Source organism: Bacillus gobiensis, from assembly GCF_001278705.1.
Lineage (GTDB): Bacteria > Bacillota > Bacilli > Bacillales > Bacillaceae > Bacillus > Bacillus gobiensis.
In genome coordinates, this window is sequence record NZ_CP012600.1 from 2955132 (window position 1) to 2975662 (window position 20531).

Here is a 20531-nt window from a genome sequence, read left to right on the forward strand (position 1 = left end):
GCATACCTCAGTCTTTATCCTCTATGCTCTCTAACATTGCCATCCCTTCAGCCTCTGCAATTAACTTGAGTACGTCTGGAGCTTGAGGGTCACTGCTAAAATTGATTTCTTTCATTGCCGCTTCCCTATCGTATGTCGTTCTCCGAAACTCATACTCTCCTGGGCCAAGTAAGAGCCAATAAGCACCTGGGTGGTCAGCAAATGGCATTCCTACACTCCCGGCATTAAGAACACACACCCCTCCTACCTGCTGCTTAAACTGAATATGGGTATGTCCGCAAACAACAATTTGCTGATCAACATTATTAAAGATGGCGGTAAGTCGTTCCATTGAGGTATTTGGTGTAAAGATCTCCTCGTCACTACGCGGTGTGGCATGGCAGAATAAGATATCCCCTAATCCTTCAACACTAAGTGTTATATGTTCTGGCAGCTGGGCGAGGAAATCTCTGTGGGAATGTGTTAACTGTTTAGCGACCCATTGCTGACTCTTACGTCCTTTCTCCGTCAAATGGGAGAGAGACTGACCATCAAATGCAATGACAACTTCCCGATCTCCATTGCCGCGGATGAAGCGTACCTTATCACCTTCTAAAGAAAGACGGTCCAGTGTTTGTACAGGCATGGGTCCAGAGACGATATCTCCTCCAATGATAATTAGGTCAGGTTGTACCTCCTTGAGCTCCTCAAACACTGCATTCAGTGCAGGCAGGTTCCCATGAATATCATAAAGTGCAGCAATTTTCACTTCTCCAACTCCTTCCAAAAAGTGAGATCACCTAATAAGTTCTTCCATAGTTCATTTAATACCTTTTTTCTAGATTTATTAAAAAAGCCTCTATCCAGGTTTACTCCTGGATAAAGGCTGTTCTCTTCATGAATTGCTGCTTATACTTTCATTCTTTTGCAAAACAGAAACTTCTACATTTACCGTATCAGGATATTTGATTCCTGCTCCAGTATTTAACGCAACTACGGTTTCGTTTTCTTTGATCCAATTTTTCTTTCTAAGTTCTCTGGCCGCAGCAAAGGTAGCAGCGCCTTCGGGACATATAAAGGCTCCATCAAGATAGGCGATTTTCTTTTGCTCCTCAAGAATCACAGCATCCTCAATCGAAATCGCACATCCGTCCGTTTCATAGATCGCTTCAAGCACGAGAAAGTCTCCGAGTGCTTTTGGAACGTTTATGCCAAATGCAATTGTTTGGGAGTCTTCCCAAAATTCCGATTCGGAGTTTCTTTCTTCCCAAGCTTTGACGATCGGGGCGCAGTTTTCTGCCTGGACGGCCACGAGCCTCGGCAGCTCGCCTTTTACCCAGCCCAGCTCTTTTAGCTCTGAGAGTGCTTTGTATATACCAATAATGCCTACTCCCCCTCCGGTAGGATAGAGAATGACATCAGGAAGCGACCAATTCATTTGTTCGGCAATTTCCAGCCCCATTGTCTTCTTTCCTTCTATACGATAAGGCTCTTTTAACGTTGAAGCATCGTAAAGACCGAAATCTTGTATAGCCTTTCCTACAATTTTTCCTGCATCGCTAATCAAGCCATCCACCAAATATAAGTTGGATCCGGAAATAGCAGTTTCATTTCTTGTGATCTTTGGAGCGTCCACAGGCATTACCACCGTTGATTTCAAGCCTGCTCTGGCTGCATAAAGCGCCCAGGCAGCTCCGGCATTTCCATTGGTCGGCATAGCGAGTTCAGTAACGCCGAGCTCCTTTGCTTTTGAAACTCCTACCGCTGCCCCCCTTGCTTTAAAAGAACCGGTTGGCACGATGCCTTCGTCCTTCATGAAAAGCCGCTGAATATTCATATCCGCTTCCGAACGCTTCATTGGGAGAAGCGGTGTCATCCCTTCTCCGAGCGATACAATATGTTCAGGATTCGTCACCGGCAAAAGCTCGTGATATCTCCAAAGGGAATTCTCTCTTTCTTTTAATTGATCTGGTTTTAATTTTGCCCGCAGCTCTTGCAGATGATAGCGGACAAGGAGCGGAGAACCGCAGCTGCATAACTGCTGAATTTCGTTATGAGGAAATTCCCGATTGCATTTAGGGCATTCCAAGTGTGAGATGTAGCTATGTGTCATTGATACGCCTCCTGTTAGATGCTTAATGATATGATTGTGATTGCAGCATATTGCCGGAAAATCAGAAAAATCGCAGAGAGCTAACTTAATAGAAAAAAGCTGTTATTACACTTATAATAACAGCTTTTAACCCTATATTTGAAGCTCATCACATATTAGTTGCACGGGTATCTATCTTACTTTAACGGCTGTTCAGAAGCTGTCTGGTCCACTCCCCTAGGCTTGCTTTTTATTTCATGAATCAGTACGTCAAGTGAGGTTTCCAAACGATTCGTCAGTTCCTCCGTTAACTCAAATTGATTCGCATCAACTCTGGTAATCCATTGATCGAGGGCATAGACGCCGTTAAGAATATTGGTGGCCCCCAGTGCTGAGACAACCGGTTTTAGTGAATAATCGATCGCTAAAAAGTGCGCGATCGTACCGCCGACAAATAACGGATAAACAATTTTTCCTTGAAGACCTTTTTGCGGGATTAAATCAAGGAATGTTTTTAATACGCCTGTGTATGAAGCTTTGTAAACAGGGCTTGCAATAATCGCGGCTGTCGCTTTTTCAACTTTTGCTTGAGCTTCCTTAATGGCCTCGCTGGCAAAATTGGCTTTGATTAAGTCTTCACTCGGGAGCTCTGAAACGATAAGATGGTCAACTTCAAAACCTGATTCCTCTAGTTTGTTTTGGCTGTAATCAATGATTCCATTCAAACGTGACCCGGGAGTTGGACTGCCAGAAATAATTAGTACGTTACTCATATTTTTCTACCTCCTAATGAAAATACTCGTGAAATAATAAACCAAGTAAATCAGTTGCTTTTTTCATACTATACCATGATCGTATTAGAAAGTGTAGGTGAATCAAAATATATAGCTAAAACAGACAAGCTAAAGATTGAATCAGTAGATAAAAAAATCCAGTCTAAGACTGGAAAATGGGGGATGATGAAGAAGGTATTGTGATTTTTTCTAAAGAGGTGATGGTAGGCCTGTTTAGTTCCTTACGTTTCGACCAGTTCGCGCGGCTTGCCGCTTAAGAATCGAACGGAATCGGCGACTACATCCGTTACATAGACGCGGTTGCCATCTGCATTTTCATAGTTGCGGGTTTGAATTCTTCCGCTTACGCCGACAATAGAACCTTTGCGACAGTAATTTGTTGTGTTCTCGGCCGTTTTTCTCCAAAGGGTGCAGTTGACGAAATCGGTTTCGATATCACCTTCGGAATTTCTGAAGTTGCGGTTTACAGCTAGTGTGACAGTGGCCACAGGTGCGCCATCAGACGTATAACGAAGCTCGGGGTCCTTCGTCAATCGTCCGACCAGCATGACTTGATTAAACATTCACTTCCTCCTTTCAGCTAAGGTGGTACCATTGTAATCGAGATTGCCACAGAAGGAAAAAAGCGATAAAACGATTATACAGTCGTTAAACCAGAGGTTTTTCTCTCTTTATTGGTGCAGCTTTTACTTTCCTGTACTTTATTGAAGTGAAATCCTTATTTTATTAAGTTTGCTATTTACATTCACGCTCTGTAGCTTTGCTTTCTCAATTCTGTGCTATAATGAACGAGGAGAAATTTACAGTCTGCGGGGTGAATGTAATGAAAACCTTTAAGCTGATCGACTTGGCGATTGAGGAACGAGTCGATGGCACCGAGACTCACAAAGAAATTCATATCGATCAAGGTCTTGTCATTAATCAGGAGGAAAGCGATAATCATTGGTTGCTTGAATGTGTCATATCAAATGATCAGAGGGATACATTCGAAAAGTATCTGGACAAGAATGAAGAATTCAATATATGGGTTACCATTACTAAAAAAACCAATCATCCTGCCCACTTATTAGTAACGGCTAAAAATATAATCACCCTGGATAAGGGCGTTTCCATTTTGCTTGATGGAAGAATGGTTTCCAATCGGTTCAAACAGGAATCTGAGGGAATCCTTGAAGAACTGCTTGAAGAAGGATATACCGGACAAGAGCTTTTGGAGAACTTTCGGAAAAATCTGTATTCGTAACCACCGAATAAAAATAGTGGATCAGCCATGTTGTGTGAAACATAGCTGATCCACTATTTTTCATTTCGTCTGAACTAAAGCTTGTTTTCAAATGTCAAGCATTTTTTGTTTGCTATTATACTTTCGAAAATCGAATCAACCATGTAAAATGTAAGGCGATAATGAGGAGGTGTGTTATGAAAAACATCATTTACATTGTGATTGGAACGTTTTTATTCGCCATTTCAGTTACGTTGCTTGCAATGCCTAACCATATCGCTGAAGGCGGAATTGTTGGTCTGTCTCTATTAATTTATTTCGGTTTAGGGATATCTCCCAGTATCTCTAACCTTGTTATATTTATTATATTATTAGCGGTTGGAATTAAATTCCTCCCACGTCACATGATTTACAAAACGATATTAAATGTTCCCCTTTTGTCATTATTCATTTATCTTACAGAAAATCTGGGCAAGCCTATGGAAGATCCGTTGCTTGCTGCAATTTTTGCCGGTCTTTTAACCGGTGTAGGTTTTGGTCTCATTTATCAAGCAGGAAGTTCAGTAGGGGGAACTTCAATCATAGCATTGATGTTAAAAGTGCGTTTAGGCTGGAATTTAACCGGAACCGGATTTGCACTTGATGCACTTGTCGTGTTGGCCGGAATTTTTATTATCGGGCCTGTCTATACAATGTACACTTTAATCGCACTCTTTATCGGGAAATTAGCAACTGATTATGTTCTTGGCGGTTTTGATTCTAAAAAAGCAGTCAATATCATTTCTCCCAAAATCCAAGAGATTTCACATAGAGTCATGAATGAAATGTCTTCAAGTGCAACGATGTTTGAAGGTCATGGCGAGTATACCAAAGAAAAACGAAGTGTCCTTTATGTAGTTGTTCGCTCACATCGATTGTTGCATTTAAAAAGGCTTATAAAAGAAATTGATCCGAATGCTTTTGTTGTTATTCACAACGTCAAAGACGTCTCGGGAGGAACTTTTTTTGCAACACATCATAGCTATTATGGGCAGGAATCAACAACTGTCCCTCAAAATAAAGGAAACAACATTTAGTTATATATGAAAAGCGGCTTTGTTCGTAAAATTAACGTCCTAAGCCGCTTTTCTTTTTTTATAAAATTTCATGCTCTATAATTTGTAGAGAACTATATTTTAAGCAACGGAGGCATCATAATGACACAAACATTTGACGCACTGATTGTTAACAAGCACGATGAAAAATTTACTGTAGGTATTGATAGATTGTCTTCTAAAGATTTACCTGAAGGCGAAGTGTTAATACGTGTCCATTATTCTAGTGTGAACTATAAAGATAGCCTTGCAGCAATTCCGAACGGTAATATTGTGAAAAAATATCCATTTGTACCTGGAATTGATTTGGCTGGCGTTGTCGTCTCTTCCGATGACTCTCGTTTTCAAGAAGGAGACGCGGTTATCGCAACGAGCTACGATATAGGAGTATCTCATTATGGCGGTTACAGTGAGTTTGCCCGTATTCCGGCAGATTGGATCGTACCATTGCCGAAAGGACTCACTTTACGGGAAGCGATGATTATCGGCACGGCCGGCTTCACAGCTGCCTTATCAATTCAAGATTTAGAACAGAATCATCTCTCGCCGCAAAAAGGAAAAGTTCTAGTTACCGGCTCAACAGGAGGGGTTGGCAGCTTTGCTGTTGCACTTCTTTCGTCTCTAGGTTATGAAGTAGAAGCAAGTACTGGCAAAGAGTCTGAAGAAGACTATTTAAAAGGGCTCGGAGCCTCTTCTATCGTTTCTCGGGATAAGGTTTATAACGGGACATTAAAAGCTCTGGGCAAACAGGAATGGGCTGCGGCTGTCGATCCCGTTGGCGGGGAGCCTTTAGCTTCGATCTTAAGTCAGCTGCAAAATGGCGGAGCTGTCGCTGTAAGCGGGTTAACTGCTGGAACAAAAGTGCCTACCTCGGTGTTTCCGTTTATCCTAAGAGGGATAAAATTGTTAGGAATTGATTCTGTCTATTGTCCGATGGAAACACGAATGAAAGTATGGGAACGGCTCGCAACAGATTTAAAGCCTGCAAACCTTGAAGACTTTATCCACCAGGAGGTCACATTACATGAGCTTCCTGATGCTCTTCCTACACTATTAAAAGGGCAAGTTCGCGGAAGGACGCTTGTTAAAATCAGTTCTAACATCTGAAAAAGCAGGGGATCCAATGATTTCCTTTGATATTGACGGTATGCTGGAATGATCGGTATATGGTTTAAATAGATGGGATAAACAACGTCAGAAAGAAGTGATTGGCATACACTCACTTTCGAAACTGTTATCAGTTCTTCCCTAAATTAAAAAGAGAGTACATATTTATTGTTAATATGTGCTCTCCTTTTGCGTTTCTATTCTATGTTCTTTCCCGCTCATTTTTTAAAAGATCGCGGATTTCACGCAACAGCTCTTCCTGCGGATCAACAGGGGTCTCTTTGACTTCTTCTTTTTTCTTATGCCTCAATACGTAACGAATCACGATAAAAATTGAGAAGGCAACGATAAAGAAATTAACAACGGTCTGTATGAAGGCACCATATTTTATGTCGTAGTAAGTTAAAGATGAAAAATCAACCCGTCCAATAAGCAATAACACGACAGGCATGATGATATCATTTACCAAAGAAGTGACAATCTTACTAAATGCTGATCCGATAATGACCGCGATAGCAAGGTCGATAATATTACCTTTGATTGCAAATGCTTTAAACTCTTTCCACACGGACTTCACCTGCTTTCATTTTATTTCCGTTACTAATATGACGGTTAATGAGAGCAGTGTCAAGGCGGGATGCTCCATTATAGTTTTCTGTAGGCACGCCTTTCTGCGTATTCGCTGCAGGTCGGGCAGACTTTTATGATCTCTCCACGATCATCTAGGTATTTCCTAAGGCCGCTCCGTTTTTTCTTGCAAATGGCACATTTGGATTGGAATAGAGAAAACATGCTCAATTTTTTCACTCCCCTTTTATTGGCATTAACACGAAAGATTACAGACGAGCAATATTAATAAAAGGTTGTGTAACACTGACAGTTGAGGATACAAATTTCCTGATATGTATCTTTCTTCGATTTTAATACATTTCCCAGGAGGGCAACAGAAATTTGTAACTTATGCTATCGTAAAGTTCTAATTGGGATTCATTTAGATAGATGAGTATTTCTTATTCCTGTGCCTAGCGACATCGTTAATGTAAGAGGCCTATTATTTAGTAGGTCTTTTATCATTTTCTTGTTTTGTGAACAAATTCCAATTGTATTTTTTCTGGGAAGGAACGGACGAAAGACTTATTACTGAGTAGGTCTTTAATTTCAAAATATTGTAAATAGATGGACTGAGTTGGTGCATAGTGCTATTGTTAAATAGTTGGAAAATCAATCTACGTTGGTGCATAGGCATTTATTCGCAAAGATCAAGGATATGGGGTTAATGTTAAACATATTTGGGGATATCCAATCCCTGCGGTATGAAATACTTACTAATAGTAAAGTTAAATTTGTTTGGAGTGATAGCATGCCTAATAATAACAACCGTGATATGAAAAAAAAGATGCTTTTTTGGTTAATTATCATGATACTTTTCTTAGTTGCATGGTTTGTACAAAAGTCAATTAGTTAACATAATCACCTATAGGATAGTAAAATCCAAGTCAATCGCTGTATTCGCTCAAATAATCGAAAATGCGATCCTGTCCTTATTTTTGCGATCTTCATGATTTATTTGCGATCTTACGTTTTTGCGGTCTTCACAAAAACGGACTGCCAGCATAGCCGGCAGCCTGTTTTAGTTTTCTTTGTCTCCAAGCGCAAACATAATCTCTGTTTCGCAGACGATTTCTCCATCAACGGTGGCTACGCCTTTTCCTTTGCCGATCGGGCCGCGTACGCGCGTCATTTCAACCTCGAGATGAAGCTGGTCACCCGGTTTCACTTGCTTTTTAAAGCGGCAATTATCAATTCCGGTAAAGAAGGCAAGCCTTCCTTTGTTTTCTTCCTTTATTAGCATCGCGACGGCACCTACTTGGGCAAGTGCTTCTACGATAAGCACACCCGGCATAACCGGATAGTCGGGAAAATGGCCATTAAAGAATTCTTCGTTGGCTGAAACGTTTTTGTAGCCGACCGCCCGTTTTCCTTCTTCAATTTCAGTAATACGATCAACCAGAAGAAATGGGTATCGATGAGGAATGATTTCTTTAATTTGCTGAATATCAAGCATGTGTTTAAAATCTCCTTTACATATCAATCAGTTAGGGTTCGACGCACAGGTCGACGGGGTTTTTGCTATCATTCAATTATCTGATTGTCAGGTGAAGCCATTTTGCATGTAAGGGCAGTTGTTCCTCCCGTTTAATGCGAGGCATCGATACTTGCCGAATGAAGCGAACGATCAATCCACTTTTTTATTCACGAGATCATACAGGTGCTGAAATGTGTCCCATTTCAACGCGTCTCCCGCGTTTCCATCACCTATCACGCTATAGCCGACGATCCATCCGCCAATAAGTGCCAAGACCATAAAGAAAGCAACCAAAATAAGCCGCAGCCAAATTGGAATCAAACGCACCCGAACATTCCAAATCGTCGGCTTTTTTTCTTTTGTTTTTGCTGCTTTTCGTCTCTTGTATCTGGTGTTCACCTGCACTTCAGAATTTGGGCTCACTTGTAAAACTCCTTTTTACTGTTCCTAAAAGGTAATTTTACCTCACTCCGTTAATTAAGCCAAGCATTTGGTCACCTAAAGTTACGGCCCGTGCATTCATTTCATACGACCTTTGAGAAGTCATCAAATCGGTCATTTCTTCCATATGATCGACATTGGACATTTCGAGCGCTCCCTGCTTAATGGATACGTCTCTGCCAGCTCCGTTAAGGTTTATAAAAGCATCGCCCTCGGCGGGATCGATCGAGAAAAGATTTCCGCCTTCCTCTTTTAAGGCTTGAGGCTTCGTTACGGTTGCCACGCCAAGATCAAACTGTTCAGTAACACCTGCATCTTGAGGAACAACTGTCAGTCCGCCGTTCTCATTGACATTTAGTTCTTTATAGCTTCTGTTAAAGGAGATTGGGCTGCCTTGTGCATCCAGGACAGGGTGCCCGCTTTTATTTACAAGCTGCACAGTCTCAGGATCATTTTGAACAACGGACAAATAGAAAGCACCATCTCTAGTGTAGCGGGTCTCTCCTTCTGCATTTACTTGAAAAAATTGATACGGCTTAGTCAAAGCAAAATCCAGCTTTCGTCCTGATTCTTTCAAGCTGCCCTGTGCTTGAAACAAACGTTCGTTTAACACTGCTCCCGTTCCTAGTCTGAGTCCTTCTGGAGTAAGCCTGTTTTCTGTTACTTGATTATTTTCTTCCTGCACTTGCTCTAGCTCTTGCCTCATGAGTTCAGAAAAGCTTGTATTTTTGCTTTTGTATCCAGCTGTATCTATATTAGACATATTATGCCCAATGATATTCATTTGCTTCTGAAGCTCATTCATTGTATTGGATGCATTGACCATTGATCTGAGCATTTTTGTTCCTCCGCTTCATAAACCTTGTTTCATTCGGTGCAAATTATCCGATTTTACCAATTTCATTAACAGCTTTGTCCATGCTTTTATCGTAAGCTTGAATCACCTTTTGGTTCGCTTCAAATGAACGATAGGCCATCGTCATATCTGTATAAGCCCTAGAGACATCAACATTGGAGAGCTCGATCACTCCTTGCTTGATGGAGTAGGCCGCCTCTCCAGTCCCTGCAGCACTTGGCAGCTCCTGATTATCCTCTGTGCGATAAAGATCGTTTCCTTCTCGTGCCAATACTCTTGTGTCCAAAGCCATCCGCACATCAATTTGTCCAAGATTTTGCCCGTTTTCCGATACGACGCCATCCTGAGAAATCTGAAAATCCTCGCTGGCTACCGAAATTGGCTGTCCGTTTGTGGAAAGAACAGGATTTCCGTGAATCGTCAACTCATTGTTTTCATTAAGGGAAAAGGTGCTGCTTTTTGAATAACGGACTTCTCCGCCTTGAAGCTGGACGGCATAAAATAATGCTGCTTTTTCATTGGTTTCTTCATTTACAGGTACATCTGCTTCAATTAGTGCGTTATCCGTAGGCTGATTCGTCGTTTTCAAATTCCCTTGTGTAAACAACGGCTTCATTTCTTGCATATAAACTCCAGTATTAAGAGAACCGATAATATTTTGCTTTGTAAAAGAACGGTTGCCATTCTCAGTTGCAAAAGAATCAGATTCCATTCGGCTTAGAAGCATTTCGGGAAAAGCGCGGATCGAACCTTGATCCTCTTTATATCCGGATGTATTGGCATTTGCGATATTATTCGAGAGCATTTCCGTTCTACGTTGTTGAGCGAGCATGCCTGATGTTGCTGAATAAAGCCCTTTAAACATAATTTCACCTCAGGGAAGAAAATTTAAAACTTGTTGCAATAAAGGAACTCACGTTCTATAATAGATCTATCTTTTCTAGCATTTATATCGTCAAGGACAGCAATAATGTTTATAAAAAAATATAACCCCATCCAATAAATTGAATGGGGAATGACTTTAACCGAGCTTTCTCTTTGGAAGCCTGTCCATATTGTCGAGCATGACACCTGTTCCTATCGCAACGCAGTGCATTGGATTTTCTGCTACCAGAACAGGTACCTTCAACTCTTCGGCAAGCAATTGGTCGAGTCCGTTTAACAGGGCTCCGCCGCCGGTAATAATGACTCCTCTGTCAATAATATCAGCCGAGAGCTCAGGAGGGGTTCTTTCAAGCACCGATTTGGCAGCTTGTACGATCACTGAAACGGATTCACGAAGAGCACCTTCAACTTCTTTGCTCGTTACTGAAATTGTTCTTGGCAATCCTGATACCATATCCCGGCCCCGAATGGAAATTTCTTCGTTACGTGCATCAGGGAATACTGTTGCCACCTTCATTTTAATATCTTCAGCGGTACGTTCGCCAATTAAGAGCTTGTACTCTTTCTTGATATAGTTTAATATTTCCAGATCAAATTTATCGCCGGCCATTTTTATTGAAGAGGCGGTGACAATATCCCCCATTGAGATGACAGCGATATCCGTCGTCCCGCCTCCGATATCAACAACCATGTTTCCGGTTGGCTGGAAGATATCCATTCCTGCGCCAATCGCGGCCACTTTAGGCTCTTCCTCAAGATATACTTGTTTTCCGCCGCTTTTTTCGGCTGCTTCCTTAATCGCTTTCTGCTCGACACTGGTTATGTTCGTCGGACAGCAAATAAGCATGCGTGGTTTTGAAAAAAGGCCTTTTACATTCAATTTGTTAATGAAGTATTTAAGCATGGCCTCAGTTACTTCAAAATCAGCAATTACACCATCTTTTAAAGGCCTAATGGCAACAATATTCCCTGGTGTACGTCCAACCATCCGTCTTGCTTCTTCTCCAACAGCCAATACTTTGCCGCTGTTCTTATCAAGCGCTACAACGGATGGCTCATCTAAAACAATTCCTTTTCCTTTTACATGAATCAGTACGTTTGCCGTACCAAGGTCAATTCCAATATCCCTTGCAAACATCTATATTTATCCTCCTTGAACTCTGTTTCACAGCAAAAATCCAACTTCTACCCTAATTAAATATTTTATCATATTTTTTTAAAATTGGCTTGATCTTGTAAAAGTTCTTTACAAATTTTTGTGGAATTTGCTAGAGAAATTAAGAAGGAGCATCGTGAAGATTTATGCGTCGATTATTGTACAGGCTCTCCTTCTAAAATATCCTCTTTCTTATATTTGAGCTTTGTTGCCTCTCCTCCTCTTAAATGTCTAATGGATTTATGATAATCAAGAATTTCTTTTACCTCATTGGCCAAATCTGGGTTAATTTCGGGCAGCCTTTCTGTTAAATCCTTGTGGACGGTACTTTTGGAAACTCCAAACTCCTTCGCTATCACGCGAACTGTTTTCTTTGTCTCCACGATATACTTGCCAATCTTGATTGTACGCTCTTTGATGTAATCGTGCACACCACTCGACCTCCCTAAGATGGATGTGAGAAGTGTGAAATGAGACTCGTTTTCATATTTATTTCATGTGAACAGCTTCTTAGTTGTAGTCTATTTTTCAAATTAGGCATATGAAAATATTCCACGATCCCTCACCTCAAACACTCTCTTTATTAGGTTTGTAACAGTTTATTAGCCAAGGCAGGGATATATGCTACAAAAGTCAATAGGGACAAGGGGTTTCTCAAATTTCTCGTTAAAATACTGAAGGAAACCACGTCTTATTCAATAGAAAATGAACAATTGTTTGAACGATTCGTTAGAATGACTTTACATAAGATAAATATTTCGTTACACTAATCAAACGGATTTGTTTACCTAGGTAAGTAATATTGAAATCAAAGGAGTAATTATCCCAATGGAGAGTATCAACCGAAAGCTCTTTCACATGTTTAATCAGGCTGCAAGATCCATTTCTAAAAAAACAAATGAACAGCTTGAGGAGTATGGACTTTACGGATCCCAATGGACGATCCTTTATTGTCTGCATAAATTCGGCCCCATGACACAGAAGGAGATTTGGACATACCTTCATGTCGAGGCGCCTACTGTTACTCGAACCATAAAGCGTTTAGAAGAAAACGGCTGGATATATCGAACGCTCGGTAATGATAAAAGAGAGAAGGTTGTGGCGTTAACTGAAGAAGCAGTAAATAAATACCATGATATTCAACTTAAACTGAAGGAATTTGAAGATCACACACTATCTTGCTTTAGCGAACAGGAAAAAGAACAAATGTATCAGTTTATCCTTAAATTTACTAAGCAAGGCTCGGAGATGAATACGAAATGAAACAACCATCATCAGAACCCATTTGGACGAAAGATTTTATATTAGTCGTATTGGTAAATCTTTTGATATTTACCGTTTTTTATTCTTACATTACTGTGCTTCCTGTCTATGTACTCGATGGGATGGACGGAACAGAATCACAGGCTGGGTTTGTGACTAGCGTATTTTTGCTTGCCGCTATCATTTTGCGGCCGCTTTCAGGCATGATTATCGACCGGTTCGGACAGAAAAGAATAGCTATTATTTCAGTCACCTTATTCACTTTTTCAGCTTTTTTGTATGTATTTATTGATAATTTCTATATGCTGCTTGCTCTTCGATTTTTTCAAGGAATTTGGTTTAGCATTATTACAACGGTAACCGGAGCTATTGCAGCGAACATTATCCCTAAAAATCGCAGGGGTGAAGGTCTCGGTTACTTTGTCATGTCCATGAACCTTGCTGTTGTCATTGGACCGTTTATCGGATTGAACTTAATTGGCAAAGTAAGCTTTTCAAATTTGTTTTTACTTTTTTCGATCTTTGCTTTGGTCAGCATTTTTTGCTGTCTCCCGTTGAAAGTTAAGGAAGTAAAAGGATCAACTTCATTCGCATTTACACTTTCAAATATGTTTGAAAAAAAGGTGCTTCCGATCGCTATTGTAGGATTGTCCATATCCTTTTGGTATTCGTCTGTTATTTCATTCATATCCGTTTATGCACATTCACTTAATTTAATGGACGCAAGCGGCTATTTCTTTTTATGCTTTGCAGCGACAATGATTATCTCTCGGCCGTTTACAGGAAGATTGTTTGACAGGGTCGGCCCTGGAATTGTTATCTATCCTTCCATTCTATTGTTTTCGATTGGTTTATTGATGCTGGCTTTTACTTCATCCAGCGTAATGCTTTTATTATCTGGAGCGGTTATCGGCCTTGGATACGGCACCCTCCTTCCATGCATGCAAACAATTGCGATCCAGTCATCGCCTGCAAACCGAAGCGGCTATGCAATTGCGACCTTTTTCACCTTTTTTGATACAGGCATTGCCACTGGTTCGTACATTCTTGGCATCCTGGTAACGTTTAGCGGTTTTTCCAATTTATATTTGCTTGCTTCAATTTTCGCGCTTATTTCACTTTATCTTTATCCGTGGAGCAGAAGAAAATCGAAAAGCGGTGCAAACAACCCCGCATCCGCTATTCATTAAGTACCCGAAACCCAGCTTCTGAGCTGGGTTTTTCAGCTTCCACGATAGTCCTATTCTACCAGGGTTAAAGAAGTAAACTGTTTTGTCAGAAAATATTTCATGTTAGAAAATATGACAACAATGTGTTATCTTCTTTTACTTCATCTCTATAATAAGATTTATAGCAATTATGCATTTTTATTATAGGAGGTTACTAGTTATGGAAATGGGAGATTCAGTTTTTATGTTTGTATGTACCATCATCGTATGGTTAATGACCCCGGCTTTGGCACTATTCTACGGAGGTCTGGTACGGGGTAAGAACGTTCTAAGCACGGCGATGCACAGCCTTTCGACAATAGCTATCGTATCGATTGTTTGGATCCTCGTTGGCTACACTCTAGCGTTCTCATCGGGAAACGCATTTATCGGTGGACTTGATTATATCGGCTTGAATGGAGTAGGATACGAGCCTCTTGAAGGCGGAACTATTCCTCACAGCCTGTTCATGTTGTTTCAGATGACTTTTGCTGTATTAACGACAGCGATCGTTTCAGGTGGTTACGCGGAAAGAATTAAATTCCCTGCGTTTCTTGTATTCACAATCTTATGGGTTCTCTTAGTATACTCTCCTGTTGCCCACTGGGTATGGGGCGGCGGTTGGATTATGTCAATGGGCGCATTGGACTTTGCCGGCGGAAACGTCGTTCATATCGCTTCAGGTGTTGCCGGACTTGTCGCTGCAATTGTACTTGGAAAACGCAAGGATGCAAGCGAAGCCTCTCCGCACAACCTGCTGCTTACCCTACTCGGCGGAGCTCTTCTATGGTTTGGATGGTACGGCTTCAACGTAGGAAGCGCACTATCTTTAAGCAGTGTAGGTATGTATGCTTTTATTAACACAAGTACGGCTGCAGCTGCAGGTATTATCGGCTGGCTTGTCATCGAATGGCTAATAAACAAAAAACCAACCTTGCTTGGCGGAATATCTGGTGCTATTGCCGGACTTGTAGCTATAACTCCTGCTGCAGGTTTCGTTACTCCAATGGCTTCCATTTTAATCGGACTTATCGGAGGCGCAATATGCTTCTGGGGTGTATTCTCCCTTAAGAAGAAATTCGGTTATGACGATGCGCTTGACGCGTTCGGACTTCACGGTATCGGCGGAACTTGGGGTGGTATAGCAACTGGTTTATTCGCTACAACAAGCGTAAACGATGCCGGAGCAAATGGACTATTCTACGGAGATGTGAGCTTAATTTGGAAGCAGCTTGTTGCCATTGTGGCCACCTATCTTTTTGTAGGAATTGTAACATTTGTTATTATTAAGGTGGTAAATATCTTCTTTACATTCCGTGCAACCGACGAGGAAGAGTCTACTGGCTTAGATTTGACGATGCACGGAGAGCGAGCATATCAAGACTAATTTATTAGGGAGTGACAAAAATGAGCGGTCAAATGTATAAAGTGGAAATAATCACGCGTCCTAACAATGTGGTGAAATTAAAAGCAGAGCTGGCGCAAATCGGTGTTTCCGGTATCACATTCACACATAGCCAAGGCAGCGGTTTACAAAAGCCTTATACCGAGCTATATCGCGGAGTGAAGAAAGAACAAAATGTATATGATCGTTTAAAAATTGAGATTGTTGTCAGCTCGGTACCTGTAGATGATGTCATTGCAGCTGCCCGCAAGGCTCTAAGCACTGGAGAACCCGGAGATGGTAAAATCTTCGTCTACGAAATCGGTAGAGTGATCGATATTCGCACGGGCAACGAGGGTCCATCCGCTCTTTAAGAAAATTAAAGCCAATCCTATCACAGGATTGGCTTTTACTATTTTCTCCAACATTAAGACTCCCACAGATTAAAGGTTCACTTTAAGGAAGATCGGTTCATCGGTGTCATCCGATTCAGCGAAAATACCGTATAAATAATTACAAATAACAAAATGCCGATGCTATCAATAATGACATCTCTCAAACACCCATGCCTTCCGAAAAACATTTGAACAATTTCCGTAAAAAATGCGAAAGCGATTGAAACGGCAACCGCACTTTTAAGACTTCGAAAGTACAAGGTAAACAGGATCACCAAAATGAAAAAACAGAGGGTATGCCCAGCTTTTTGGATTACCACGTCATTTGATTGAAATTCAGCAAAGTTGAAGTCAAAAAAAGAAGACAAGTTCGGGTTTTTATGAAGATTAAAGGAAACATGATGGTATCTCATTAGCAGCTGAAAGCTCTCAGTGCATATGAGAACGAGCATAAAACCCATAAATAAAAGAATTAATGCAAGAAGCATACACTCGGACCCCTTTGTAGAAATATCTATATTTATCCATTATATAAAAATCAAAAGCAAAATATGTACAAGTTTTCCAATGAAAGATGTTTGTCAGTAGACGAAATGAAAACCAGAAATGTTTACCGTCTATTTAAAAAACACCCGTCATTTGACAGGTGTTTCCACAATTCTTACGATTCAGATGAACCTTCTTCTACTTGGCTGCTGTCTTTTGATCCAGATTTATCTTCTGTACCTTTTTCGTCAGCTTTGCCCTTTTCTTCAGTATCTTCCTTCGCAGGCTCCTCTGATGGTGCAGGCTCTTCTGATGGTGCAGGCTCCTCTGCCGGCTGCTTCTCTTTTGCTTCTTCAGACGCCTGCTCAGTTGAAGCTTGTTTAATGCTTGTCACAGGCTTATTGAAGAATTCCTCTGGATTTAAAGCAACTCCGTCTTTGCGAATTTCAAAATGAACATGGTTTCCGGCTTCTTCATTGTAAAGGTTTTTACCTGAAGTACCGATGACTTGGCCTTGTTCAATTTTGTCACCTTCTGCAACGCTTACAGCAGCAAGAGACTGATACACAGTAGCCAATCCATCTTCGTGGTCAACTTCAACAACATGTCCCAGCACTGGATCTTTTGAAGCTTTAGCAACCGTACCACTCAAGGAAGCGGAAATCTCAAATTCTTTTCCGTCTTTCTCAGCTAAGTCGATTCCTTTGCTTAAGCTGTATTGGTTTTTATAGTTTACAAGTGCTGCTTCTTTGTCTTCTTGAGTTGCGTCTGCTTCATAGAATTTCGTAATCACAGAAACACTTTCCGGAGTCGAAACTGGCATTTTTACATTTTCAACCTGCTTGCTTACTTCCAACGCATCGTTCGTATTTGATTCCGATGTTTCGTTGCCATTGTCCGTAATCTGATCCTTTACATCGTTTGAACTTGCTTGATACCAAAGAACTGCTGTTAAAACAACTGCTGCACTGAGTAAATAGATTGCTGGGAATACCCAACGTTTACGGAAAAACCGTTGAAGAGAAGTTCGTTTCTTTTCTTCCTCTCTCATTGTTCATCACCTCAGCAACATTCTGAACACTTTTCAGAAAATATATACATATTGAAAAATTTTTTTCTTCATAGTGTTTGCAGAAGCACGAAAAAAATTCATGATGATGAAAAAAAGTTTGAAGTTTTTACTGACAATTGTGCTATTACTATATATGATTATCGTATGGATTTTTACCTTCTTCAGCAAGGAGCAGGAGTTCAAATACACAAAATATATCGGAGGGGGTGTCATGATGAACGATAAATTCCGAAAAGCAACAATAGAAGATCTCCCTAAGATTGTTGAAATTTACAATTCAACGATTGCATCACGAATGGTCACTGCCGATACGGAGCCGGTGACGGTAGAGGATAGAATGGATTGGTATTCGAGACACAATGAGAAACGTCCTCTCTATGTCATGGAGGACGAAGAGAATAATATATGCGGGTGGTTAAGCTTCGAATCCTTTTACGGAAGGCCTGCCTACGATAAAACGGCGGAAATAAGCATTTACATCAGTGAAAAGCATCGGGGACAAGGACTTGGCACTTTATTTATTGAAGAAGCATTGTCAATGGCACCTGCACTCGGCATTCGCTCGATCATGGCGTTTATTTTCGGCCACAATCAACCGAGCATCAAACTGTTTGAAAAGTTCGGGTTTGAAAAGTGGGCACACATGCCTGGCATCGCAGAAATGGATGGACAAAGGTACGATCTCGTGATACTTGGAAAAGAAATCGAGTAAGGTTATATTTGAAAGCCGGCCTGCGTTAGGCCGGCTTTCTAGTTTTCTTTTGCTTCTTTCTCGACCATCTCTTTTAAGTCGTTAAAGTCTTGCCCCTCAAACTTCTTTCCGTTTACAAGGATCGTCGGGGTACTTTCTATACCCGCTTCTTTGACTTGAGACATGTCCTTATCCCATTCGTCATCATACGACCCCTTTTGAACTGCATCTGTTACCTTAGCAGCTTCTTCGTCAGTTGCTATTTCCTTCAAAGTTTCCTTAAGAAGTGAATCCGTGTAGAAATCGATTTGCTCATAGCTTGGATCATCCGGTTGTTTATCGTACAAAAGGTTATGAAACTTCCAATATGCATTGTTTCCCAATTCGTGATATACCGTTTCTGCATACTTCGCAGCACGAGTGGAGTCGACATTAATAAAGGAATAATTCATAAAATAGAATTTTGCCTGTCCTGTTTCCACTAATTCCTTTTCAATTAATGGTTTAAAGGATTTATTAAAATCTTTGCAATACGGACACTTATAATCACCGAATTCAACGATGCTCACAGGGGCTGATTCATCACCGATAAACGGTTGGTCGGTATAATTGATAGCAGACGCTTCTGTTGAACCTGAATTTTTCACAACAAAGATGAGGGCAAGAAAGCATACGAAAATTAGGGCAAGAACCCAGAACATGATCTTGGATGATTGATTCGATCTTGTTTTTTTGACTTTTATATTTGGCTTGGCCATTGTTATCCTCCTAAATTCTTTCGGTCGTGCAATGATTGAATAAAATCAGGCGATAGCTATAATAATCATCGCCATTAAGAAAATCAAAACCTGAATGGATATGAAAACTGATCGTTTGTTAAGGCTTACCGGAATGGAATTTTTCGGACTCACCAATTGCTGCAGCCGATAATTGACAGATTCATCCGAGAAATGAACTAACACAGGCCTGGCGTTTTCTTTGAAGCATATTTTAATCAGCTTTACCAAAGCACTGCTCAATCCAAGCTCGGACCCTGTTTTACTGATCGCATATTTGTCGGCAAGCAGCTCACTGATGATTTTATAATTCTGATAAGACCACTTCGTTATTGGGATAAACCACAATCCTTGTGATATCAATTGAAGGATGAATATTTTCAGTGAATCATAATTCTTTTGATGATAAGTTTCATGCTGGACTACCGCTTCAAGCTCATGATTCTCAAGAATTTTAATCAAGCTGGTGGATAGAACAATTGTAGGCTTTATGAACCCATGCGTAAATGCCAGCGATTGGTCATGATCGATCACCAAAATATCGTTCTTCTTACGGTTAAATTTCTGATTGAAAAGAGTCGTCAATTCATGATTATTTAAATGAGAAAGTTTCGTCTTAAACCTTTTGGACAACACGTACTGTTCGGCCACTTTATATAAAGTGAGCAGAACAGTATAAGCAATAAAGGCATTCAAAAGAAAGATAACTAAAAAGTAATAAAGAGACTCTTCTTTAAATAAGCTGATGCATAGCTTAAAGAAATTCACTTCAACGTCGACTCCAAAAAGGAGATGCGCTATGTACATTCCCATCTGGCTCCAGACGAAAAATGCAATGGCAAAACTTAATGCGACAACAAAAACAGATCTCCTCTTCCAGCACATCATGACGATTGTTCCTTTTTTAATTGCTGAATTTTGTGTTCTAATTTATCGAGCAAGGACTTATCAACCTCATCGAGAACGTCAATCATATGGTTAATAACAACGCCGCCAAATTCATCTAGCAGATTTTCTGTTAATTTTTTCGATTGTTCTTCGATAAAGCTTTCTTTTGACTGAATCGGCCGAAACAGAGAAAGCCTGCCCTCGACTCTCTTTTGCAAAACTCCTTTGTCTATTAAACGGGTCATAACGGTCATAACCGTATTAAAATTATGGGGCTTTTCTTGTTCCAGACGCTTTTGAACATCCTTAATGCTCAGTTCATCCGCTCCCCAAAGAATTTCCATAATTTTGGCTTCCAAAGGACCGAAAAAACGATTAAGCCCTGCCTCACCGTATCTGAAATTCTTAATGTTCATACTCACACTCCGTTCACTACAGATTGTAGTGCATAGTTCTTTTTTTTGCAAGCATGGAGGATAAACTGTTCCGTATTAGTGAACGAGGTGCTTATTGAAAAACTGGGAGATCTGGCGGAAAACTTTGATTTCATTTTCTTTTTTGGAAAAGAAGCGTCCTTCATCCACCAGGACAAGGTATTCAATATCCACGCCTCTGAATGGCTTTTTTTGATCCTTTTCTTCCAGTCGGGTAAACTA

The 20531-nt window shown here is 40.6% G+C and carries 24 protein-coding genes; 8 read left to right on the forward strand and 16 right to left on the reverse strand.

All coding sequences use genetic code 11. The features are described 5' to 3' along the window. Positions 1-7 precede the first annotated feature (7 nt). The 4 genes from AM592_RS14765 to ssb form a co-directional block, all read right to left on the reverse strand. Positions 8-748 (reverse strand): metallophosphoesterase family protein, encoded by a 741-nt coding sequence (locus tag AM592_RS14765; RefSeq protein WP_053606125.1) that lies wholly within the window; start codon positions 746-748, stop codon positions 8-10. Between the two features lie 126 nt (positions 749-874). After that, positions 875-2092 (reverse strand): threonine synthase, encoded by a 1218-nt coding sequence (locus AM592_RS14770; RefSeq protein ID WP_053604504.1) that lies wholly within the window; start codon positions 2090-2092, stop codon positions 875-877. A 176-nt stretch (positions 2093-2268) separates the two neighbouring features. Continuing rightward, entirely contained in the window at positions 2269-2844 is a 576-nt protein-coding gene (gene ssuE / locus AM592_RS14775; RefSeq protein WP_053604505.1) for an NADPH-dependent FMN reductase, read from the reverse strand. Positions 2845-3086: 242 nt separating this feature from the next. Further along, positions 3087-3428 carry a single-stranded DNA-binding protein gene (ssb, locus tag AM592_RS14780; RefSeq protein WP_053604506.1) on the reverse strand — a complete coding sequence of 114 codons (342 nt, stop codon included), beginning with the start codon at positions 3426-3428 and terminating at the stop codon, positions 3087-3089. Between the two features lie 260 nt (positions 3429-3688). On the opposite strand from ssb, the gene AM592_RS14785 reads away from it, so the two are divergent. The 3 genes from AM592_RS14785 to AM592_RS14795 all read left to right on the forward strand — a co-directional run bounded on the left by AM592_RS14785 (position 3689) and on the right by AM592_RS14795 (position 6288). Next, complete coding sequence (locus tag AM592_RS14785; RefSeq protein ID WP_053604507.1) at positions 3689-4108, forward strand: YwpF family protein; 420 nt, start codon at positions 3689-3691, stop codon at positions 4106-4108. A gap of 176 nt (positions 4109-4284) precedes the next feature. Further along, positions 4285-5163, forward strand: a complete 879-nt coding sequence (locus AM592_RS14790) for a YitT family protein (RefSeq protein ID WP_053604508.1) — start codon at positions 4285-4287, stop codon at positions 5161-5163. Between the two features lie 120 nt (positions 5164-5283). Then, positions 5284-6288: an NADPH:quinone oxidoreductase family protein gene (locus tag AM592_RS14795; RefSeq protein WP_053604509.1), complete on the forward strand. Its 1005-nt coding sequence runs from the start codon at positions 5284-5286 to the stop codon at positions 6286-6288. A 202-nt stretch (positions 6289-6490) separates the two neighbouring features. Here AM592_RS14795 and mscL read toward each other — a convergent pair whose 3' ends face one another. The 7 genes from mscL to spoIIID form a co-directional block, all read right to left on the reverse strand. After that, a complete protein-coding gene (gene mscL, locus AM592_RS14800; protein WP_053604510.1) occupies positions 6491-6856 on the reverse strand; it encodes a large conductance mechanosensitive channel protein MscL in 366 nt (121 codons plus the stop codon). Between the two features lie 1062 nt (positions 6857-7918). Then, positions 7919-8353, reverse strand: coding sequence for a 3-hydroxyacyl-ACP dehydratase FabZ (gene fabZ, locus AM592_RS14810; protein WP_053604512.1), 435 nt, complete (start codon positions 8351-8353; stop codon positions 7919-7921). Positions 8354-8524: 171 nt separating this feature from the next. Then, a complete protein-coding gene (locus tag AM592_RS24720) occupies positions 8525-8797 on the reverse strand; it encodes a DNA-directed RNA polymerase subunit beta (RefSeq protein WP_053604513.1) in 273 nt (90 codons plus the stop codon). A gap of 37 nt (positions 8798-8834) precedes the next feature. Beyond that, positions 8835-9653, reverse strand: coding sequence for a flagellar hook-basal body protein (locus AM592_RS14820; RefSeq protein WP_053604514.1), 819 nt, complete (start codon positions 9651-9653; stop codon positions 8835-8837). 43 nt (positions 9654-9696) lie between these two features. Further along, a complete protein-coding gene (locus AM592_RS14825) occupies positions 9697-10536 on the reverse strand; it encodes a flagellar hook-basal body protein (RefSeq protein WP_053604515.1) in 840 nt (279 codons plus the stop codon). A gap of 156 nt (positions 10537-10692) precedes the next feature. Beyond that, the gene (mbl, locus tag AM592_RS14830; protein ID WP_053604516.1) at positions 10693-11694 is read right to left on the reverse strand and encodes a cell shape-determining protein Mbl; all 1002 of its coding nucleotides are present in this window, start codon (positions 11692-11694) and stop codon (positions 10693-10695) included. 173 nt (positions 11695-11867) lie between these two features. Next, positions 11868-12143, reverse strand: a complete 276-nt coding sequence (spoIIID, locus tag AM592_RS14835) for a sporulation transcriptional regulator SpoIIID (protein WP_053604517.1) — start codon at positions 12141-12143, stop codon at positions 11868-11870. 397 nt (positions 12144-12540) lie between these two features. On the opposite strand from spoIIID, the gene AM592_RS14840 reads away from it, so the two are divergent. From AM592_RS14840 to AM592_RS14855, 4 genes are all read left to right on the forward strand, one after another. Continuing rightward, complete coding sequence (locus tag AM592_RS14840; protein WP_053604518.1) at positions 12541-12975, forward strand: MarR family winged helix-turn-helix transcriptional regulator; 435 nt, start codon at positions 12541-12543, stop codon at positions 12973-12975. After that, entirely contained in the window at positions 12972-14165 is a 1194-nt protein-coding gene (locus AM592_RS14845; protein WP_053604519.1) for an MFS transporter, read from the forward strand. Before AM592_RS14840 ends, AM592_RS14845 begins: the two co-directional genes overlap by 4 nt. Before the next feature lie 199 nt (positions 14166-14364). Next, the gene (locus tag AM592_RS14850) at positions 14365-15570 is read left to right on the forward strand and encodes an ammonium transporter (RefSeq protein WP_053604520.1); all 1206 of its coding nucleotides are present in this window, start codon (positions 14365-14367) and stop codon (positions 15568-15570) included. Between the two features lie 20 nt (positions 15571-15590). Continuing rightward, complete coding sequence (locus tag AM592_RS14855) at positions 15591-15941, forward strand: P-II family nitrogen regulator (RefSeq protein ID WP_053604521.1); 351 nt, start codon at positions 15591-15593, stop codon at positions 15939-15941. A 77-nt stretch (positions 15942-16018) separates the two neighbouring features. On the opposite strand, the gene AM592_RS14860 is transcribed toward AM592_RS14855, so the two are convergent. Together AM592_RS14860 and AM592_RS14865 are read right to left on the reverse strand one after the other, a co-directional pair. Further along, entirely contained in the window at positions 16019-16450 is a 432-nt protein-coding gene (locus AM592_RS14860; protein WP_053604522.1) for a VanZ family protein, read from the reverse strand. A 173-nt stretch (positions 16451-16623) separates the two neighbouring features. After that, positions 16624-17499, reverse strand: a complete 876-nt coding sequence (locus AM592_RS14865) for a stage II sporulation protein SpoIIQ (RefSeq protein ID WP_053604523.1) — start codon at positions 17497-17499, stop codon at positions 16624-16626. Positions 17500-17734: 235 nt separating this feature from the next. Here AM592_RS14865 and AM592_RS14870 point away from each other — a divergent pair, with 235 nt between their 5' ends. Next, positions 17735-18232, forward strand: coding sequence for a GNAT family N-acetyltransferase (locus AM592_RS14870; protein WP_053606126.1), 498 nt, complete (start codon positions 17735-17737; stop codon positions 18230-18232). A gap of 38 nt (positions 18233-18270) precedes the next feature. Here AM592_RS14870 and AM592_RS14875 read toward each other — a convergent pair whose 3' ends face one another. Genes AM592_RS14875 through AM592_RS14885 form a run of 3 tightly spaced genes read right to left on the reverse strand, consistent with a single transcriptional unit; the run spans position 18271 to position 20291 of the window. Further along, a complete protein-coding gene (locus AM592_RS14875; RefSeq protein WP_098945248.1) occupies positions 18271-18969 on the reverse strand; it encodes a thioredoxin domain-containing protein in 699 nt (232 codons plus the stop codon). A gap of 45 nt (positions 18970-19014) precedes the next feature. Continuing rightward, complete coding sequence (locus AM592_RS14880; protein WP_053604525.1) at positions 19015-19875, reverse strand: M56 family metallopeptidase; 861 nt, start codon at positions 19873-19875, stop codon at positions 19015-19017. Continuing rightward, positions 19872-20291, reverse strand: coding sequence for a BlaI/MecI/CopY family transcriptional regulator (locus AM592_RS14885; RefSeq protein WP_053604526.1), 420 nt, complete (start codon positions 20289-20291; stop codon positions 19872-19874). The genes AM592_RS14880 and AM592_RS14885 overlap by 4 nt, the downstream gene beginning before the upstream one ends. Between the last annotated feature and the right edge of the window lie 240 nt (positions 20292-20531).

What these genes read in the sequence shown, in the direction of transcription:
- AM592_RS14770 (WP_053604504.1), bottom strand. Translation starts at nt 2,092, where the DNA reads ATGACACATAGCTACATCTCACACTTGGAATGCCCTAAATGCAATCGG.
- AM592_RS14825 (WP_053604515.1), bottom strand. Translation starts at nt 10,536, where the DNA reads ATGTTTAAAGGGCTTTATTCAGCAACATCAGGCATGCTCGCTCAACAA.
- AM592_RS14850 (WP_053604520.1), top strand. Translation starts at nt 14,365, where the DNA reads ATGGAAATGGGAGATTCAGTTTTTATGTTTGTATGTACCATCATCGTA.
- AM592_RS14860 (WP_053604522.1), bottom strand. Translation starts at nt 16,450, where the DNA reads ATGCTTCTTGCATTAATTCTTTTATTTATGGGTTTTATGCTCGTTCTC.
- AM592_RS14840 (WP_053604518.1), top strand. Translation starts at nt 12,541, where the DNA reads ATGGAGAGTATCAACCGAAAGCTCTTTCACATGTTTAATCAGGCTGCA.
- AM592_RS14855 (WP_053604521.1), top strand. Translation starts at nt 15,591, where the DNA reads ATGAGCGGTCAAATGTATAAAGTGGAAATAATCACGCGTCCTAACAAT.
- AM592_RS14880 (WP_053604525.1), bottom strand. Translation starts at nt 19,875, where the DNA reads ATGATGTGCTGGAAGAGGAGATCTGTTTTTGTTGTCGCATTAAGTTTT.
- ssuE (WP_053604505.1), bottom strand. Translation starts at nt 2,844, where the DNA reads ATGAGTAACGTACTAATTATTTCTGGCAGTCCAACTCCCGGGTCACGT.
- ssb (WP_053604506.1), bottom strand. Translation starts at nt 3,428, where the DNA reads ATGTTTAATCAAGTCATGCTGGTCGGACGATTGACGAAGGACCCCGAG.
- AM592_RS14875 (WP_098945248.1), bottom strand. Translation starts at nt 18,969, where the DNA reads ATGGCCAAGCCAAATATAAAAGTCAAAAAAACAAGATCGAATCAATCA.
- AM592_RS14785 (WP_053604507.1), top strand. Translation starts at nt 3,689, where the DNA reads ATGAAAACCTTTAAGCTGATCGACTTGGCGATTGAGGAACGAGTCGAT.
- fabZ (WP_053604512.1), bottom strand. Translation starts at nt 8,353, where the DNA reads ATGCTTGATATTCAGCAAATTAAAGAAATCATTCCTCATCGATACCCA.
- AM592_RS14865 (WP_053604523.1), bottom strand. Translation starts at nt 17,499, where the DNA reads ATGAGAGAGGAAGAAAAGAAACGAACTTCTCTTCAACGGTTTTTCCGT.
- AM592_RS14845 (WP_053604519.1), top strand. Translation starts at nt 12,972, where the DNA reads ATGAAACAACCATCATCAGAACCCATTTGGACGAAAGATTTTATATTA.
- AM592_RS14870 (WP_053606126.1), top strand. Translation starts at nt 17,735, where the DNA reads ATGAACGATAAATTCCGAAAAGCAACAATAGAAGATCTCCCTAAGATT.
- AM592_RS14795 (WP_053604509.1), top strand. Translation starts at nt 5,284, where the DNA reads ATGACACAAACATTTGACGCACTGATTGTTAACAAGCACGATGAAAAA.
- AM592_RS14820 (WP_053604514.1), bottom strand. Translation starts at nt 9,653, where the DNA reads ATGCTCAGATCAATGGTCAATGCATCCAATACAATGAATGAGCTTCAG.
- AM592_RS14790 (WP_053604508.1), top strand. Translation starts at nt 4,285, where the DNA reads ATGAAAAACATCATTTACATTGTGATTGGAACGTTTTTATTCGCCATT.
- mbl (WP_053604516.1), bottom strand. Translation starts at nt 11,694, where the DNA reads ATGTTTGCAAGGGATATTGGAATTGACCTTGGTACGGCAAACGTACTG.
- AM592_RS14885 (WP_053604526.1), bottom strand. Translation starts at nt 20,291, where the DNA reads ATGAACATTAAGAATTTCAGATACGGTGAGGCAGGGCTTAATCGTTTT.